The sequence below is a fragment of the Amycolatopsis umgeniensis genome (assembly GCF_014205155.1).
Lineage (GTDB): Bacteria > Actinomycetota > Actinomycetes > Mycobacteriales > Pseudonocardiaceae > Amycolatopsis > Amycolatopsis umgeniensis.
In genome coordinates this window covers 4,081,194-4,095,577 of record NZ_JACHMX010000001.1, presented here as the reverse complement: position 1 = coordinate 4,095,577, position 14,384 = coordinate 4,081,194, and the positions used below count along the sequence as shown (strand labels likewise).

Sequence of the window (14,384 nt, the reverse complement as noted above, 5' to 3'; positions counted from 1 at the left end):
CATGAAGAAAACTCTGATCGCGACGCTCGCCGCCGGTCTCGTCGCCGTACTCGCCGCTTGCGGTGGCGGCGAATCCGCCACCGAGAAGACCCTGCGCGTCGGCACCCTGAGCGACGCCCCGCCGAACATCTACGTCGAGAACGGCAACTTCACCGGCTTCGACAACGAGCTGCTCAAGGCCATCGCCACCAAGCAGAACCTGAAGCTGGAGTTCGTTTCGACGGACTTCTCGTCGCTGCTCGGCCAGGTCTCGAGCAACCAGTTCGACATCGGCAGCTCGGCCATCGCGCAGACCGAGGAGCGCAAGAAGAACGTCGACTTCTCCAGCCCGTACAACTTCGAAGTGATGAGCATCCAGACCAAGGACGGCTCGCCGATCACCGAAGAGAAGGCCCTGTCGGGCAAGCGGGTCGCGGTCATCCAGGCGACCGTCGGCGACAAGTGGCTCACCTCGACCGTGCCGGACGCGCAGGCCGTGCGCTTCCCCGGGTACGCCCCGGCGCTGGCCGCGCTCAAGAGCGGCGCCGTCGACGCCTACATCCTCGACCAGGCGATCGCCGAGACGAACGTCAAGGAGAGCACCGACACGAAGCTCAAGGTCGTCAAGTCCTTCACCACCGATGTGCCCCACGGCTTCGCGGTCAAGAAGGGCAACACCGAACTCCAGACGAAGATCAACGATGGCCTGAAGCAGGTCATCGCCGACGGTACCTGGGTCAAGCTGCACGACAAGTTCCTGCCGACGGCGCCGGTCCCGGACCAGTTCAAGGCGTGAGGATCACGATGAAGAAGTCACTCGCCGCCGCTGTCAGTGCCGCTCTCTTGGCGGTTCTGGCGGCGTGCGGCGGCGGTGAGAGCGCGGGCACTCTGCGCGTCGGCACTCTCAGCGACTCGAAACCCAACGCCTATCAGGAAAACGGCGTGTTCACCGGCTTCGACAACGAGTTGCTGAAGGCCATCGCCGCGAACCAGAACCTGAAACTCGAGTTCGTCTCCACCGAGTTCGCGACGCTGCTGAGCCAGGTCGCCACCGGCAGGTTCGACATCGGCAGCTCCGCGATCTCGCAGACCGACGAGCGCCGCAAGACCGTCGACTTCTCCTTGCCGTACAACTACCAGTCGCTCGGTATCGAGGCCCGTGAGGGCACCGGCATCACCGACGAGAACTCGTTGGCGGGCAAGCGGATCGGTGTCGTGCAGGGCACGGTGTCGGACAGCTGGCTGGCGGCCAACGCGCCTGCCGCGCAGGCCGTGCGGTTCCCGCAGGACGCCGCCACGCTCGCCGCGCTCAAGACCGGCGCGATCGACGGCGCGATCTTCGACCAGGCGACCGCCGAGGACTACGCGGCGAAGAACCCGGACGCGAAACTCAAGGTGGTCAAGGCGATCACCACGACCATCCCGCACGGTTTCGCGGTCAAGAAGGGCAACGCCGAGCTGGCCGGCAAGATCAACGCCGGGCTCAAGGCGGTCATCGCCGACGGGACCTGGGAAAGGGTGCACCAGCGCTTCGAGCCGAACGCGCCGGTGCCCGTGGAATTCAAGGCCAGGAAGCAGTAAGTGAACGACTTCTTCAACACGTTCCTGAAGTGGGAGTACATCTGGGAGGTCTTCCCGGACCTCCTCGGGACGGGCCTGCTGAACACGCTGATCCTGTCGGCGTTCTCGGCGCTGATCGGCACCGTGCTCGGCATGCTGCTGGCCACGATGGGCCTGTCCGGCAAGGCGTGGCTGCGCTGGCCCGCCAGGGTGTACACCGACATCTTCCGCGGCCTGCCCGCCATCCTGACCATCCTGGTGATCGGGCAGGGCGGCGGGATCCTCATCCCGTCGCTGTCGCGGAATCCTTATCCGCTGGGCATCCTGGCGCTGAGCCTGATCGCCGCCGCGTACATCGGCGAGATCTTCCGCGCCGGTATCCAGAGTGTCGAAAAAGGACAGATGGAGGCCAGCCGCGCGCTGGGCATGAGCTACACCAAGGCGATGGCGCTCGTCGTCATCCCGCAGGGGGTGCGGCGCGTGCTGCCCGCGCTGGTGAACCAGTTCATCGCGCTGGTCAAGGACTCCAGCCTGGTGTACTTCCTCGGCTTCCTCGCCGAACAGCGCGACCTGTTCCGCATCGGGCAGGACCTCGCGGCCAACACCGGGAACCTGTCGCCGCTGGTCGCGGCCGGTGCCGTCTACCTGGTGATCACCGTGCCGCTGACGCATCTGGTCAACTACATCGACAAGAAGCTGCGCACCGGCAAGAAGGTCCGCGCTGACGACGAAGGCCCCGAAACGGAACTCCTGAACGCCGGAAAGGTGCCGATGTCATGACCGCCGCCGTCCGTTCTTCCAGTGTCGAACTCCGCGACATCCATGTCTCCTTCGGCACCCTCGAAGTGCTCAAGGGCGTCGACCTCAAGGTCGAGAAGGGGCGCACGACCTGCATCATCGGGCCGTCCGGCTCCGGCAAGTCGACCCTGCTGCGCTGCGTGAACCGCCTGCAGGAGCCCGACTCGGGCGACCTGCTGCTCGGCGGCGAGAGCGTCATCTCGGCCGACCCGGACGCGCTGCGCCAGCGGGTCGGGATGGTGTTCCAGCACTTCAACCTGTTCGGGCACCGCAGCGTGCTGGACAACATCACCCTGCCACTGCGCAGCGTGCGGAAGCTCGGCAAGGAGGAGGCGGCCGAGATCGCGCACGCCCGCCTCGCCGAGGTCGGCCTCGCCGACAAGGCGCCGTACCGGCCGAGCGCGCTTTCGGGCGGGCAGCAGCAGCGGGTCGCGATCGCGCGGGCGCTCGCGATGGAACCCGAGGTCATGCTGTTCGACGAGGCCACCAGCGCCCTCGACCCGGAGCTGGTCAAGGGGGTCCTCAACCTGATGGCCGGCCTCGCGGAGCGCGGGCTGACGCTGCTCGTGGTCACCCATGAGATGGGTTTCGCACGCGGCGTCGCCGACGAGGTCGCGTTCATGGACGACGGGAAGATCGTCGAACATGACGCTCCGGAGGCGATCTTCGACGCTCCGCAGAGCGAGCGGTTGCAGCGCTTCCTGTCGCAGGTGCTCTGACGCGGCGATTCGCTAATCTGCGGTCATGGCGAGAGTGGCGAAACTGGTCTATTACCCGGTCAAGGGCTGCGCGGGGACGTCGGTCGAAACGGCCGACGTCACCCCGGCGGGCCTCAGGTTCGATCGTGCCTGGATGGTCGTGTCCCCGGAGGGCGAGTTCCGCAGCCAGCGGAAGCATCCGGTGATGGCTTCGATCCGCGCCGAGGTGCTCGACGACGGCGCCCGCCTGCGGTTGGCCGCTCCCGGCGTCGAAGACCTGCTGGTCGAGGTGGTTCAGGACGGGCCGCGGCATCCCGCGGCGACGTTCACCTGGCAAGGCAAGGGCGTCCACCAGGGTGACGAGGCCGCCGAGTGGTTCTCCGACGTCCTGGGCCTGCCGTCGGTGTTCGTCGGGCTCGCGCCGGAGCACGAGCGCGTCACCAACGGCGAGATCTCGGGCACCGCCGCCTTCGCCGACGCGCACGCGATCCTGCTGACGTCGGAGTCCTCTTTGGACGGTCTGAACGAGCGGATCGCGTCCCGGGGCGCCGAGGCCGTACCGATGGACCGTTTCCGGCCCAACATCGTCGTGGCGGGCTGGCCGGAGCCGCATCGAGAGGACGAAGTCCGCTCGATCACCGTGGGCGGTCTCGAGCTGGGTTACGCCAAGGTCTGCATCCGCTGCACCGTGCCGATGGTCGATCAGGAGACCGGCAAGAAGGCCGGGCCGGAGCCGATCCGTTCCCTCGCCGACTACCGGCGCGAACCCGAGGGCGGCGTCTCGTTCGGGATCAAGATGGCGGTGACCGGTCCTGGTCAGCTGGCCGTCGGCGACGAGGTGATCGTGCACTCTTGGGCGGGCCCGAGCCGGAGCACGGCGGCGGCGGAACCGCCGCTCACGGCGACCGCGAGCCGTCCCGCGGAATCGGTGTAGAGCACGTTCCAGCCCGGCGGCACCGTGCCGAAGGTGTCGCCGACCAGTGCCTTCACCAGTACGTGTTCGCTGCTGACCGAGACCGTGCCGGACAGCCCGGACAGCGCGAGGTCGTCGGGGCTCGCGGCCAGCTGGACGTTGCCGAAGTGGTCGACCGTGAGCACCTCGGCCACCAGCTTGCCGGGGAACACCGCGACGAACGGGTCCGGCAGGCGCACGAGGTTTTCGACGCTCGGTCCGAAACCGGCGGGCGCGACGCCGAGCGCGAGATGCGCCGCCGCGGGGGCGAAGACGTCGCGACCGTGGAACGTCGACGACAGCACCGGAAGACGGTATTCCGGAGCCGTCAATTCGTAGGCGGCTTTCACTCCGCCGAGTGCATCCGCCGCCGGGAGCAGAAGTCCGTTGTCCGGGCCGACGAGGATTCCGCGCTCCGCGACCACCACGACACCGCGCCGCGCGGTGCCGACTCCGGGGTCGACGACGGCGAGGTGCACCGCCTCCGGCAGGAACGGCGCGGTCTGCGCGAGCACTTCGGCCCCGGTCCTGACCTGCTGCGGAGGCACCTCATGGGTCACGTCGATCAGCCGGACGGCGGGTGCGATCCGCGCGATCACCCCGTGGCACGCGGCCACGAAACCGTCGCTCAGCCCGTAGTCGGTCGTCAACGAAACGCAGTGGATCGGCATGATCAGCCATCATCCTTGATCGCTAGGGTGCAGCCGTGACGACGCTCGAATACCCGAAGATCGCCGCCGGCAAGGTCCGTGAGCTCTACGCCGTCGATGACGAGCATCTGTTGCTCGTCACTTCGGACCGGATCTCCGCCTACGACGTCATCTTCACCACCCCCATCCCCGACAAGGGGCGGGTGCTCACCGCGATGAGCGTGTTCTGGTTCTCCCAGCTCTCCGATGTCCTCCCCAACCATCTGGTCTCCTACGACGACGAACGCATCCCCGCCGAGGTCCGCGGCCGGGCGCTGCTGGTGCGGCGGCTGGCGATGCTGCCGCTCGAAGCCGTCGCCCGCGGTTATCTCACCGGCACCGGCCTCGCCGATTATCGCGCGCGCGGCACGGTTTGCGGCGTCGAACTCCCGCCCGGTCTGACCGAATCCTCCCGGCTCCCCGAACCCATCTTCACCCCCGCGACCAAAGCCGATCACGGCTCGCACGACGAGAACATCGCCTTCTCCGACGTCGTCGGGCAACTCGGCCGCGAAAGGGCCGAGGAAGTCCGCGAGGCGACCCTCGCGGTGTATCGCCGCGGCGCGGAGTTCGCCGCCGAACGCGGCATCCTGCTCGCGGACACGAAGCTCGAATTCGGCATCGACCCCGCCGGGAACCTCGTGCTGGCCGACGAGGTCCTGACCCCGGATTCCTCGCGCTACTGGCCGCTGGCGGGATGCGTGCCGGGCAGCCCGCAGCCGTCGTTCGACAAGCAGCCGCTGCGCGACTGGCTGACCGGGCCCGCGTCCGGCTGGCACCGGCTGCACAGACCGGAGCCGCCACCGCTGCCCGACGAGATCGTCGCCGCCACCCGGGCGAGGTACATCGAAGCGTACGAACGCATCACCGGCTGTTCGCTCGACGACTGGCCCACCTGATTCGCCCGGCTGACCTGCGGCGTTTACTCCGCCGTCAGTCCGGCGCAAGACCGGTCTGGCCCAATGGGCACCGTGGACGCACGTTTGCTGGTTTCCCTGTCCGGCGTGACCACCCGGACGTTGCACCGCTGTGCCGACCTCGCGGCCGAGCTCGACAGGCGCAAGGTCCCGTTGTCCGTGCTCTACGCCGCTCGGACCGGCGAGGGCCCGGTGACCGAGTGGGTACGGACGCGCCGCGCTCGCGGCGACTCTGTCCTCCTTCACGGCTATGACCACCAGATCACCCCTCACCACCGCGCTGTCTACCTGGGCAAACGCGCCGAGTTCGCGGCACTTCCCGCGCACGAGGCGCGGCTGCGGCTGATCGCGGCCAAGGCGGCGCTCGACACCAACGGCATGACCGTCGACGGATTCGCGCCGCCGCGCTGGATCGCGTCGGAGGGCACCGTGCAGGCCCTGCGCGAGCACGGATTCACCCTGTGCGCGGATCTGGTCTCGGTACAGGACCTGGTATCCGGCCAGGTCCAGCGCGCCAGGGTGCAGGAGTTCGGCGGACCGTCGCACCGGACGGAGACCGTCCGGTGCTTCGCGCTGGTGCTGGCCGCCGCGCGGGCCGCCCGGCGAGGCGGTCTCGTGCGGCTCGGCATCGACGCCGCGGATCTCGCCAGGCCGGGGCTGCGGCAGGCGTTCCTCGACGCTGTCGACGTCTCGGTGGAGAACCGCGCCTTCGGGACCACCTACGGCTCACTTTCGCGAACGCGGGTTAAATTGTCGGGATGACCGACGAGCTCGCGGAGCTCGGGCTGGCGTGACCAGCATGCCCCACGACGGTGAAGGATTTGGGACACTGAACGTCCCAATTCCTTCATTGTCGACTTCGACGCCTTACCACTCACGACCACCTGGACCAGCTGCTAGAGCTTGACCGGCTCCCCGACGTCGAGCACCTTGACCTCGGTGCCTTCCGGCGCGAGGTTGGCGAACAGTCCATAGTGCATCTGCGGCCGCGCGAGGACGGCTTCGTGGATCGGCACCGCGAGACGCGGGGAGACCGCACGCAGGTAGTCGACGGCTTCGCCCGCCTTGAGCCACGGGGCACCGGTCGGCAGGCCGAGGACGTCGATCTTCTGCTCGGGAACGAAGAACGAGTCGCCCGGGTGATAGAAGGCGCCGTGGTCGACGATGTAGCCGACGTTCGGGATCGCCGGGATGTCCTCGTGGATCACCGCGTGCTCGCCGCCGACGACGTTGATGCCGCTCGAGCCGATGCCGAAGGCGTCACCGGGATTCGCGATCTGGAACTCGGCACCGAGCTTCTGGACGGCTTCGGCGGAACCCGGGTCGACGATCAGCCGCGCGCCGGGGTTCGCTTCCAGTAGCGCGGGCAGCCTTTCGACGTCGAGGTGGTCGAAATGCTGGTGGGTGATCAGGATGGCGTCCAGCTCACGTTCGCCCTCGAAACCCGCCGAGAAGGTGCCGGGGTCGATCAGGATCCGCGCGCCCTCGGTCTCCAGAAGCGTGCAAGCGTGTCCAAAGTGGACAATCCGCATCAGTGTTCTCCTTCGCGGTAGGTCATTTCCAGCCTATGCCCGGAGGAGGGCGTCGCCAAGTTCGGTGCGCAGATAGCGGACCTCGCGACCGTGTCGCCGCGTGTCGAGCAGGCCGGCGGCACGCATCGCGGTCAGATGCTGCGAGATCGTCGGCGCGGAGAAGTCCAGCCTTCGTGCCAGTTCGGTGGTGCTCGCGGGTTCGTTCAACGTCGTGAGCAGCGCGGCTTTGGTACGCCCGAGCACCCCGGCGAGCGCACCGGACGGGCTGTCCGGGTCCGACCAGAGTTCGGCGACACCGCGGGCCGGGTAGAGCATCGACGGTTGCCACGGCTCCATCGTGATCACCCCGACCGACGGCCACGCGAAGACGCCGGGGATCAGCAGCAGCCCGCGCCGGTCGAGATGGAAGCGGCTGCGTTCCTTCATCTCGATCACCAGGACGTCGTCGACGAGCCGGACGCGCGGGTGGATGTCCTCCAGCACCAGCGCGATGCCGCCCGCGGCCAGCCGTCGCGAGCGTTCCTCGATGTCGGCGACGAGGAAGCGGCGCATCCGCGGCCAATGCGGTTCGACCAGTTCGGTCCAGGCGATCTCCATCTGGGCGGCCAGCAGATCCCTGGCCTCGGCCGGGTCTTCGGGGAGTCCGCTCAGGTCCGCGTCCACTTTGGACAGTTCGCGGGCGACCTGCTCCGGTGGCGTGCGCCGGATTTCGGCGAGCTGGGCGGACGCGGTGGTCTCCGGCCCGCTCGGCGGCGGGCTGAGGAAGTCGGTGATGTAATGCCGCGCGCTCATCACCTTGGCGAAGTCGTCGACAGGCAGTAAGGGCAGCTTCGCCGCGGCCTCGCGCAGCCACGGCAGATGGCTCGGATGCCCGCGACGTCCGAGCAGGGTCTGCATCGCGCCCATGGTCTCGTCGAGCGGGGAGATGCCGAAGCGGACGCGGTTGGCGCTTTCGGCGGTCAGGACCAGCTCGATCACCGGATTAGGCTATTCCCGAATCACTGTCTTCGCCAGGGGTGGGCTCGGCAGTGTTCGTGGTATGACCTTGCTCCGCAATTCCGGGTATTGGCGCTGGTCGGCGGGGGTGCAGCTGAACCGGCTGCCCGCCACGATGGCGCCGCTGGCCTTCACCGTCCTGACCACCGCGACGACCGGTTCGTACCGGCTCGGCGGGATCATGATGGCCGTCTTCGTCGCCGCCGAGATGGTCGGCGCGGTGCCCACGGGACGGCTGCTCGACCGCGTCGGACCCGCACGGGGTCTCGTCATGATGCTGTCCCTGGTCGCCGCGGGACTGTTCCTGCTGGCCGCGGTCGCGTCCGCGGGCGCTCCGGATCTGGTGCTGCTCGCGCTGGCGATCCCGCCGGGGCTGGTCGCGGGCGGGCTCAGCGGCGGCTTCCGGACACTGCTCGCCGGAACGGTGACCGAGGAGGAGTTGCCCCGGGCCGTTTCGATCGACGCGATGATCTTCGAAGGCGTCATCGTCGGCGGACCACTCCTGGTGGCGCTCCTGGCGACGTCCGGCCCGGCCGTCCCGGTGCTGGCGATGGCCGTCGTCGCCCTGCTCGCGGCCCTGTTCGTGCCGAGGCGTGTCGTCACCCGTGATCCACAAAGGACTTTCGAGCACCAGCCGATCCCGGTCGCGGCTTGTGTTCCCTGGCTGATGGGGCTGTTCACCGTCGGACTGCTGCTGTCGACCATCGAGGTCGGCCTGCTGCCGCTCGTCCAGCGCCTCGGCGCCCCCGATGCGACGACGGCGATCGTCATCGTCGTGCTGTGCGCCGCGAGCATCACCGGGAGCGCGCTCTACGCGGTGCGGGGGAAGGTCGGCGACCCGCGCCTGTTCCTGGCCGGTTTCGTCCTCGGCGGGATCGTGGTGTCGGCGGGTCTCGGGTGGGCGGGGCTGCTCGGCGGGGTCGCGCTGATCGGGGTCTGCACCGGCCCGCTGATGGCCGTTTCGTCGGTCAACCTGCAGAAACTCCTGCCGGAACGGCGCCGGGCCGAGGGCTTTTCGCTGGCTTTCACGGTGCAGGCGTCGGGGTTCGGGCTGGGCTCGCTGGCGATCGGGGTGCTGCCGGTGTGGCTGTGCCCGCTTCTCGGTGTCCTTGCGGCCCTTGTCTCCTGTGGAATGCTGGTGGCACACCCCAGGCGAGCTATTGGCACGCCGTCAGTAACGTCGTAGCCTGGGCTTTGAGCCGAGACACGGGAGAAGTCGATGACCGCAGTCCAGCCGAAGCCGACCGCGCACAGCGTGGGGGAGACCTTCGATTCCCTCAGCCCGGCGACCGACGAGGTCGTCGGCACCTACCCGGTGCACAGCAGGGAGGACGTCCTCGCCGCCGTCGCCCGCGCGAAGGACGCCGCCGAGTGGTGGGCCGGTCTCGGTTACAACGGGCGCGCGGAACGGTTGCGCCGCTGGAAGGGCGTCATCACCCGGCGGCTGCCGCAGCTGTGCCAGGTCGTGCGCGACGAAACCGGCAAACCGCTCGCCGACGCGCAGCTGGAGAGCGTCCTCGCCATCGAACACATCGCGTGGGCGGGCAAGAACGCGCGCAAGATCCTCGGCAAGCAGCGCCGCGCGGCCGGGCTGATGATGTCGAACCAGGCGGCGACGGTCGAGTACCAGCCGCTCGGCGTCGTGGGCGTGATCGGCCCGTGGAACTACCCCGTGTTCACCCCGCTCGGCTCCATCGCGTACGCCCTCGCCGCCGGCAACACCGTCGTGTTCAAGCCGAGCGAGTACACGCCGGGCGTCGGGAAGTGGCTGGTCGACGCCTTCAACGAGGTCGTCCCGGAGTGGCCGGTTCTGCAGCTGATCACCGGCTTCGGTGAGACCGGCGCTTCGCTCGTCGGCGCTAACGTCGACAAGATCGCCTTCACCGGTTCGACGGGCACGGGCAAGAAGATCATGGCCGCGGCCGCCGAGACGCTGACACCGGTGATCATCGAGGCGGGTGGCAAGGACGCGGTCCTGGTCGACGCGGACGCCGACCTCGAGGCCGCCGCAGACGCGACTGTCTGGGGCGCGTTCTCCAACTCGGGCCAGACCTGCATCGGCGTCGAGCGCGTGTACGTCCACGAGCGCGTGCACGACGACTTCGTCGCGAAGGTCGTCGAGAAGGCGAAGGACGTGCGCGCCGGTTCGGACGAGGCGGCGCAGTACGGCCCCGTGACGATGCCTTCGCAGCTCGCGGTGATCAAGCGCCACATCTCGGACGCCATCGAACGCGGCGGCAAGGCGCTGGTCGGCGGCGTCGACGCGGTCGGCGACCGCTACGTGCAGCCGACGGTGCTGGTGGACGTGCCCGAGGACTCCTCCGCGGTCCAGGAAGAGACGTTCGGCCCGACGGTCACCATCGCCAAGGTCCGCGACATGGACGAGGCCGTCGAGAAGGCCAACGACACGAAGTACGGCCTCGGTTCGACGGTGTTCTCGAAGTCGCGCGGCCTCGAACTGGCCGCCCGCCTGCGCACCGGCATGACGTCCATCAACGCGCCGCTTTCCTTCGCCGGAATCGCTTCGCTGCCCTTCGGTGGCGTCGGCGACTCGGGCTTCGGCCGGATCCACGGCCCGGAAGGCCTGCGCGAGTTCGCCAGGCCGAAGGCCGTCGCACGGCAGCGGTTCACCGCGCCGATCGTGCTGACCTCGTTCTCCCGCAAGGAAAAGACCGACGCCCTGGTGGCGAAGCTGATCACCGTCCTGCACGGCAAGCGCTGACCCCGTAACTCGCGGGATTGGAGCCGGAACTCACGAGTTCCGGCTCCAATCACGCGAGTTCCGAGTCAGCGCACGCCCCGAATGAGGTCCGCGGCCTTCTCCGCGACCATGATCGTCGGCGCGTTCGTGTTCCCGCGCGGCACCACGGGCATCACCGACGCGTCCACGACCCGCAGCCCGTCCACCCCGCGCACCTTGAGCGACGGGTCGACGACGGCGTTCTCGCCCGTCCCCATCGCGCAGGTCCCCACCGGGTGGTACAGCGTCTGCGTCTTCTCGCGCACGTAGTCGGCGAGTTCGGTGTCGCTCAGGTCGTGGCGCTCCGGCAGGAACGGCTTGTCCAGGTAACGCGCCAGCGGACCGGACTTCCCGATCTCCACCAGGGTGCGCATCCCGGCCAGCATCTTCTCCATGTCCACGGACTCGGCGTAGTACGCGGGGTCGATTTCGGGCTTCCACAACGGATTCGGCGACTTCAGCCGCAGGCGGCCCCGGCTCGCGACGTCGACCAGTGTCGCCGCCGAGGTGAAGCCCGGCATCGTCGGCTCGCGCATCCCGTTGTCGTAGAACAACGTCGGCGCGACGTGGATCTGCATGTCCGGCGGCGAGGAACCGTCCGCGGCGGGGAAGAACGCGCCCGCTTCGCCGATGTTCGAGGCCAGCGGACCTCGTTTGGTGAGCTGGTAGCGCACCAGACCGCCCGGCGTCGCCGCGTCCACCAGGTCGGTGGTGCCGCGCGTCGACCAGATGATCCCGCAGGCCGGGTGGTCGTGCAGGTTGTCGCCGACGCCGGGAAGGGCGGCCACGAGGTCGATCCCGTGCTCACGAAGGTGTTCCGCCGGACCGACGCCGGACAGCATCAGCAGTTGCGGCGAGTTCACCGCGCCGCCGCTGAGCAGGACCTCGGTGGACGCGCGGACCGTCGTCTCCACACCTTTGTCCAAATAGGACACACCGACCGCGCGGGTGCCCTCGAAGACCACGCGCGTGGCCTGCGCGTGGGTCCGCACGGTGAGGTTCGGCCGCGTCAGAGCGGGCCGCAGGTACGCGTCGGCCGTCGACCAGCGGCGGCCCTTCTTGCACGTCACCTGGTAGACGCCGGCGCCTTCCTGCGACTCGCCGTTGAAGTCGTCCGTCCGCTTGAGACCCCAGGCGATCGCGGAATCCACCCAGGCGTGGGAAAGCTCGTGGGTGAAGCGACGGTCCTCGACGTTCAGCGGCCCATCGGTGCCGTGCAGCGGCCCGCCGAGCCGCTGGTTCCCCTCCGCCCGTTTGAAGTACGGCAGGACGTCGTCGAAACCCCAGCCCTCGGCGCCGTGCCCGTCACGCCAGCCGTCGTAGTCCGCGCGGTTGCCGCGGATGTAGATCATCGCGTTGATCGACGAACAGCCGCCGAGCGTCTTCCCCCGCGGCCAGTACAGCGTCTTTCCGGTGTGCTTCTGTTCGACGGTCTCGTAGTTCCAGTCGAACTTCGTCTTGAACAGACCGGGGAAGGCGGCCGGGATGTGGATCTCGTCGGCGTCGTCCTCGCCGCCCGCTTCGAGCAGGAGCACCCGCGCTGACGGATCCTCGCTCAGCCGGTTCGCCAGCACGCATCCCGCGCTGCCCGCGCCGACGATGACGTAGTCGAAGGAGTCCTGATCGGCCACGGTGCCTCCTGCTGCTGCTCACCCGGTATTGGCGCTCCGCCAATGGCCCATCTTGGCCCAGTGCCGCGCTCCGAGCATCCCCCAGTCGAAGGATCGGTGCGAGCTCAGTCGGAGTCGGGTGAAAAAGAGGCGACGCAGGGGCCGCCTTCGGCACCGTCCTCGGTCTCGACCCGCCCCGGGGCCTGCACCCCGTCGACGAGGCCCGAGAGGTGCAGGATCGTCTGCTCGGCCGTGGTCAGCACGTCGGCCTTGTCGACGGTGTACCTCGCCTCGCCGTGGATGATCTGCTGGACACCCTCGCGAGTCGTGTCCGGCACCTCGCCGCACAGCACGGCCAACGCCGCCGGGATGTCACGCGCGTTGATCGCGTCGACGAACTCGGTCCCCGCTTCTTCCCCGGTCTTGACGTCCGGGCGCGGCGACGGCCGCGTTTCGACACCCGGCAGGGGCTCGGGCTCGCCGCCGACCTTGGCGTCGCGCACGCACCAGCCGCCCTCAGCGGGGATCATCGCGATCCCGACGGTCTGCGCGGACGACGTGAACGCGGCCGAGTACTCCTGCGCCGCACGCTGGTGCGCGGGTGTGCTGAGCTGTGCGCCCCCGGAAGCACCCATGAGCTGCTCGAAAGCGTAGGACCGCTTCGAGCGGATCGCGCACCAGAGCCGGCTGACGCGACCCTCGGAGACGCCGTTCACGAACGACTGGCTCAGCTGCTCCGGCGTCGCCCGTGAGCTCGTGTCCGCCTTGGACTTGAAGAACCCGGGTGTCACGAAGCCGGCGAACGCGACACCGCCCGCGATCAGGACGAAGACCAGCGCGAGAGTGATCCAGAGCCAGGTCTTCGGCTTCTTCGGCGGCGCGTACTGCCCGTAGGTCATGCGTCAACCGTAGTGAAGTAGGCTCGGGCGGTACCCACGACCTGCGTGAATAAGGAGCAGCCTGCCGTGGCCCGAGTCGTCGTCGACGTCATGCCCAAGCCCGAAATCCTCGACCCGCAGGGCCAAGCCGCACTCGGTGCGGCCGGTCGTCTCGGCTTCACCGGGATCACCGAGATCCGTCAGGGCAAGCACTTCGAGATCGAGGTCGACGACTCCGTCGACGATGCGACGCTCGAAAAGATCGCCGAGGGTTTCCTCGCGAACCCGGTCATCGAGCAGTGGACCATCAAGCGGGTCGACGCGTGACCGCCCGGATCGGGGTCATCACCTTCCCCGGCACGCTCGACGACGGTGACGCGGCCCGCGCGGTCCGCTACGCCGACGCCGAAGCCGTCCCGCTGTGGCACGCCGACGAGGACCTCAAGGGTGTCGACGCCGTCGTCGTCCCCGGTGGTTTCTCCTACGGCGACTACCTGCGCGCCGGCGTCATCGCGCGGTTCGCGCCGGTGATGTCTTCGGTGATCGAGGCCGCCCACAAGGGCATGCCGGTGCTGGGCATCTGCAACGGCTTCCAGATCCTGTGCGAGGCCGGGCTGCTGCCGGGCGCGATGATCCGCAACGCGGGCCTGCACTTCATCTGCCGTGACCAGTGGCTGCGCGTCGAGAACAACGACACCGCGTGGACCACCCGGTACGACAAAGACGCCGAGATCCTCATCCCGATGAAGAACATCGACGGCTGCTTCGTCGCCGAGCAGGCCACCCTCGACGAGCTGGAGGGTGAAGGCCGCGTCGTGTTCCGCTACGTCGGTGGGAACCCGAACGGCTCGCGCAACGACATCGCCGGGATCCGCAGCGAGAACGGCCGCGTGGTCGGTCTCATGCCGCATCCGGAGCACGCCATCGACGCCCTCACCGGGCCTTCCGATGACGGCCTCGGCATGTTCTACAGCGCCGTGGACGCCCTCGTCTCCGCCTGATCCTCCCTGCGTTCAGTCCTCTGAATGCGATCTC

Annotated in this window: 16 protein-coding genes; 11 read left to right on the top strand and 5 right to left on the bottom strand. The window is 68.6% G+C overall.

The features are described from left to right. Position 1: 1 nt before the first annotated feature. From HDA45_RS19030 to HDA45_RS19010, 5 genes are read left to right on the top strand one after another with little or no spacing between them, the layout of a single operon-like run. Complete coding sequence (locus tag HDA45_RS19030) at positions 2–775, top strand: ABC transporter substrate-binding protein (RefSeq protein WP_184897179.1); 774 nt, start codon at positions 2–4, stop codon at positions 773–775. A gap of 8 nt (positions 776–783) precedes the next feature. Then, a complete protein-coding gene (locus tag HDA45_RS19025; protein WP_184897177.1) occupies positions 784–1,560 on the top strand; it encodes an ABC transporter substrate-binding protein in 777 nt (258 codons plus the stop codon). Beyond that, positions 1,561–2,319, top strand: a complete 759-nt coding sequence (locus HDA45_RS19020) for an ABC transporter permease subunit (RefSeq protein ID WP_184897175.1) — start codon at positions 1,561–1,563, stop codon at positions 2,317–2,319. Beyond that, positions 2,316–3,056 (top strand): amino acid ABC transporter ATP-binding protein, encoded by a 741-nt coding sequence (locus tag HDA45_RS19015; RefSeq protein ID WP_184897173.1) that lies wholly within the window; start codon positions 2,316–2,318, stop codon positions 3,054–3,056. The genes HDA45_RS19020 and HDA45_RS19015 overlap by 4 nt, the downstream gene beginning before the upstream one ends. 25 nt (positions 3,057–3,081) lie before the next feature. Next, entirely contained in the window at positions 3,082–3,969 is an 888-nt protein-coding gene (locus HDA45_RS19010; RefSeq protein WP_184897171.1) for an MOSC domain-containing protein, read from the top strand. Here the strand turns inward: HDA45_RS19010 and HDA45_RS19005 are convergent. Further along, positions 3,852–4,658: an SAM hydrolase/SAM-dependent halogenase family protein gene (locus HDA45_RS19005; RefSeq protein ID WP_184897169.1), complete on the bottom strand. Its 807-nt coding sequence runs from the start codon at positions 4,656–4,658 to the stop codon at positions 3,852–3,854. The two genes, HDA45_RS19010 and HDA45_RS19005, sit on opposite strands and share 118 nt — an antisense overlap. A 35-nt stretch (positions 4,659–4,693) precedes the next feature. On the opposite strand from HDA45_RS19005, the gene HDA45_RS19000 reads away from it, so the two are divergent. Then, complete coding sequence (locus tag HDA45_RS19000; RefSeq protein ID WP_184897167.1) at positions 4,694–5,575, top strand: phosphoribosylaminoimidazolesuccinocarboxamide synthase; 882 nt, start codon at positions 4,694–4,696, stop codon at positions 5,573–5,575. Positions 5,576–5,638: 63 nt separating this feature from the next. Continuing rightward, positions 5,639–6,355, top strand: a complete 717-nt coding sequence (locus tag HDA45_RS18995) for a DUF2334 domain-containing protein (RefSeq protein ID WP_184897165.1) — start codon at positions 5,639–5,641, stop codon at positions 6,353–6,355. A 134-nt stretch (positions 6,356–6,489) separates the two neighbouring features. On the opposite strand, the gene HDA45_RS18990 is transcribed toward HDA45_RS18995, so the two are convergent. Then, entirely contained in the window at positions 6,490–7,125 is a 636-nt protein-coding gene (locus HDA45_RS18990; RefSeq protein WP_184897163.1) for an MBL fold metallo-hydrolase, read from the bottom strand. A gap of 33 nt (positions 7,126–7,158) precedes the next feature. Then, a complete protein-coding gene (locus HDA45_RS18985; protein WP_184897161.1) occupies positions 7,159–8,103 on the bottom strand; it encodes a DUF5937 family protein in 945 nt (314 codons plus the stop codon). 61 nt (positions 8,104–8,164) lie between these two features. Between HDA45_RS18985 and HDA45_RS18980 the strand changes: the two genes are divergently transcribed. Further along, complete coding sequence (locus HDA45_RS18980) at positions 8,165–9,307, top strand: MFS transporter (RefSeq protein WP_184897159.1); 1,143 nt, start codon at positions 8,165–8,167, stop codon at positions 9,305–9,307. A 33-nt stretch (positions 9,308–9,340) separates the two neighbouring features. Continuing rightward, positions 9,341–10,843, top strand: a complete 1,503-nt coding sequence (locus HDA45_RS18975) for an aldehyde dehydrogenase family protein (protein ID WP_184897157.1) — start codon at positions 9,341–9,343, stop codon at positions 10,841–10,843. Positions 10,844–10,908: 65 nt separating this feature from the next. Here the strand turns inward: HDA45_RS18975 and HDA45_RS18970 are convergent, their stop codons facing one another. Both HDA45_RS18970 and HDA45_RS18965 read right to left on the bottom strand, forming a co-directional pair. Beyond that, on the bottom strand, positions 10,909–12,492 hold the full coding sequence (locus HDA45_RS18970; protein ID WP_184897155.1) for a GMC family oxidoreductase N-terminal domain-containing protein: 1,584 nt from the start codon (positions 12,490–12,492) through the stop codon (positions 10,909–10,911). A 104-nt stretch (positions 12,493–12,596) separates the two neighbouring features. Continuing rightward, positions 12,597–13,370, bottom strand: coding sequence for a hypothetical protein (locus HDA45_RS18965; protein ID WP_184897153.1), 774 nt, complete (start codon positions 13,368–13,370; stop codon positions 12,597–12,599). Between the two features lie 66 nt (positions 13,371–13,436). Here HDA45_RS18965 and purS point away from each other — a divergent pair, with 66 nt between their 5' ends. Together purS and purQ are read left to right on the top strand one after the other, a co-directional pair. Then, positions 13,437–13,676 carry a phosphoribosylformylglycinamidine synthase subunit PurS gene (gene purS / locus HDA45_RS18960; RefSeq protein ID WP_125784867.1) on the top strand — a complete coding sequence of 80 codons (240 nt, stop codon included), beginning with the start codon at positions 13,437–13,439 and terminating at the stop codon, positions 13,674–13,676. Further along, positions 13,673–14,350: a phosphoribosylformylglycinamidine synthase subunit PurQ gene (purQ, locus tag HDA45_RS18955; protein WP_184897151.1), complete on the top strand. Its 678-nt coding sequence runs from the start codon at positions 13,673–13,675 to the stop codon at positions 14,348–14,350. Before purS ends, purQ begins: the two co-directional genes overlap by 4 nt. Positions 14,351–14,384: the final 34 nt, after the last annotated feature.

What these genes read in the sequence shown, in the direction of transcription:
- HDA45_RS18965 (WP_184897153.1), bottom strand. Translation starts at nt 13,370, where the DNA reads ATGACCTACGGGCAGTACGCGCCGCCGAAGAAGCCGAAGACCTGGCTC.
- HDA45_RS18995 (WP_184897165.1), top strand. Translation starts at nt 5,639, where the DNA reads ATGGGCACCGTGGACGCACGTTTGCTGGTTTCCCTGTCCGGCGTGACC.
- HDA45_RS19025 (WP_184897177.1), top strand. Translation starts at nt 784, where the DNA reads ATGAAGAAGTCACTCGCCGCCGCTGTCAGTGCCGCTCTCTTGGCGGTT.
- HDA45_RS18975 (WP_184897157.1), top strand. Translation starts at nt 9,341, where the DNA reads ATGACCGCAGTCCAGCCGAAGCCGACCGCGCACAGCGTGGGGGAGACC.
- HDA45_RS18990 (WP_184897163.1), bottom strand. Translation starts at nt 7,125, where the DNA reads ATGCGGATTGTCCACTTTGGACACGCTTGCACGCTTCTGGAGACCGAG.
- HDA45_RS19015 (WP_184897173.1), top strand. Translation starts at nt 2,316, where the DNA reads ATGACCGCCGCCGTCCGTTCTTCCAGTGTCGAACTCCGCGACATCCAT.
- HDA45_RS19010 (WP_184897171.1), top strand. Translation starts at nt 3,082, where the DNA reads ATGGCGAGAGTGGCGAAACTGGTCTATTACCCGGTCAAGGGCTGCGCG.
- HDA45_RS18980 (WP_184897159.1), top strand. Translation starts at nt 8,165, where the DNA reads ATGACCTTGCTCCGCAATTCCGGGTATTGGCGCTGGTCGGCGGGGGTG.
- HDA45_RS19030 (WP_184897179.1), top strand. Translation starts at nt 2, where the DNA reads ATGAAGAAAACTCTGATCGCGACGCTCGCCGCCGGTCTCGTCGCCGTA.
- HDA45_RS19005 (WP_184897169.1), bottom strand. Translation starts at nt 4,658, where the DNA reads ATGCCGATCCACTGCGTTTCGTTGACGACCGACTACGGGCTGAGCGAC.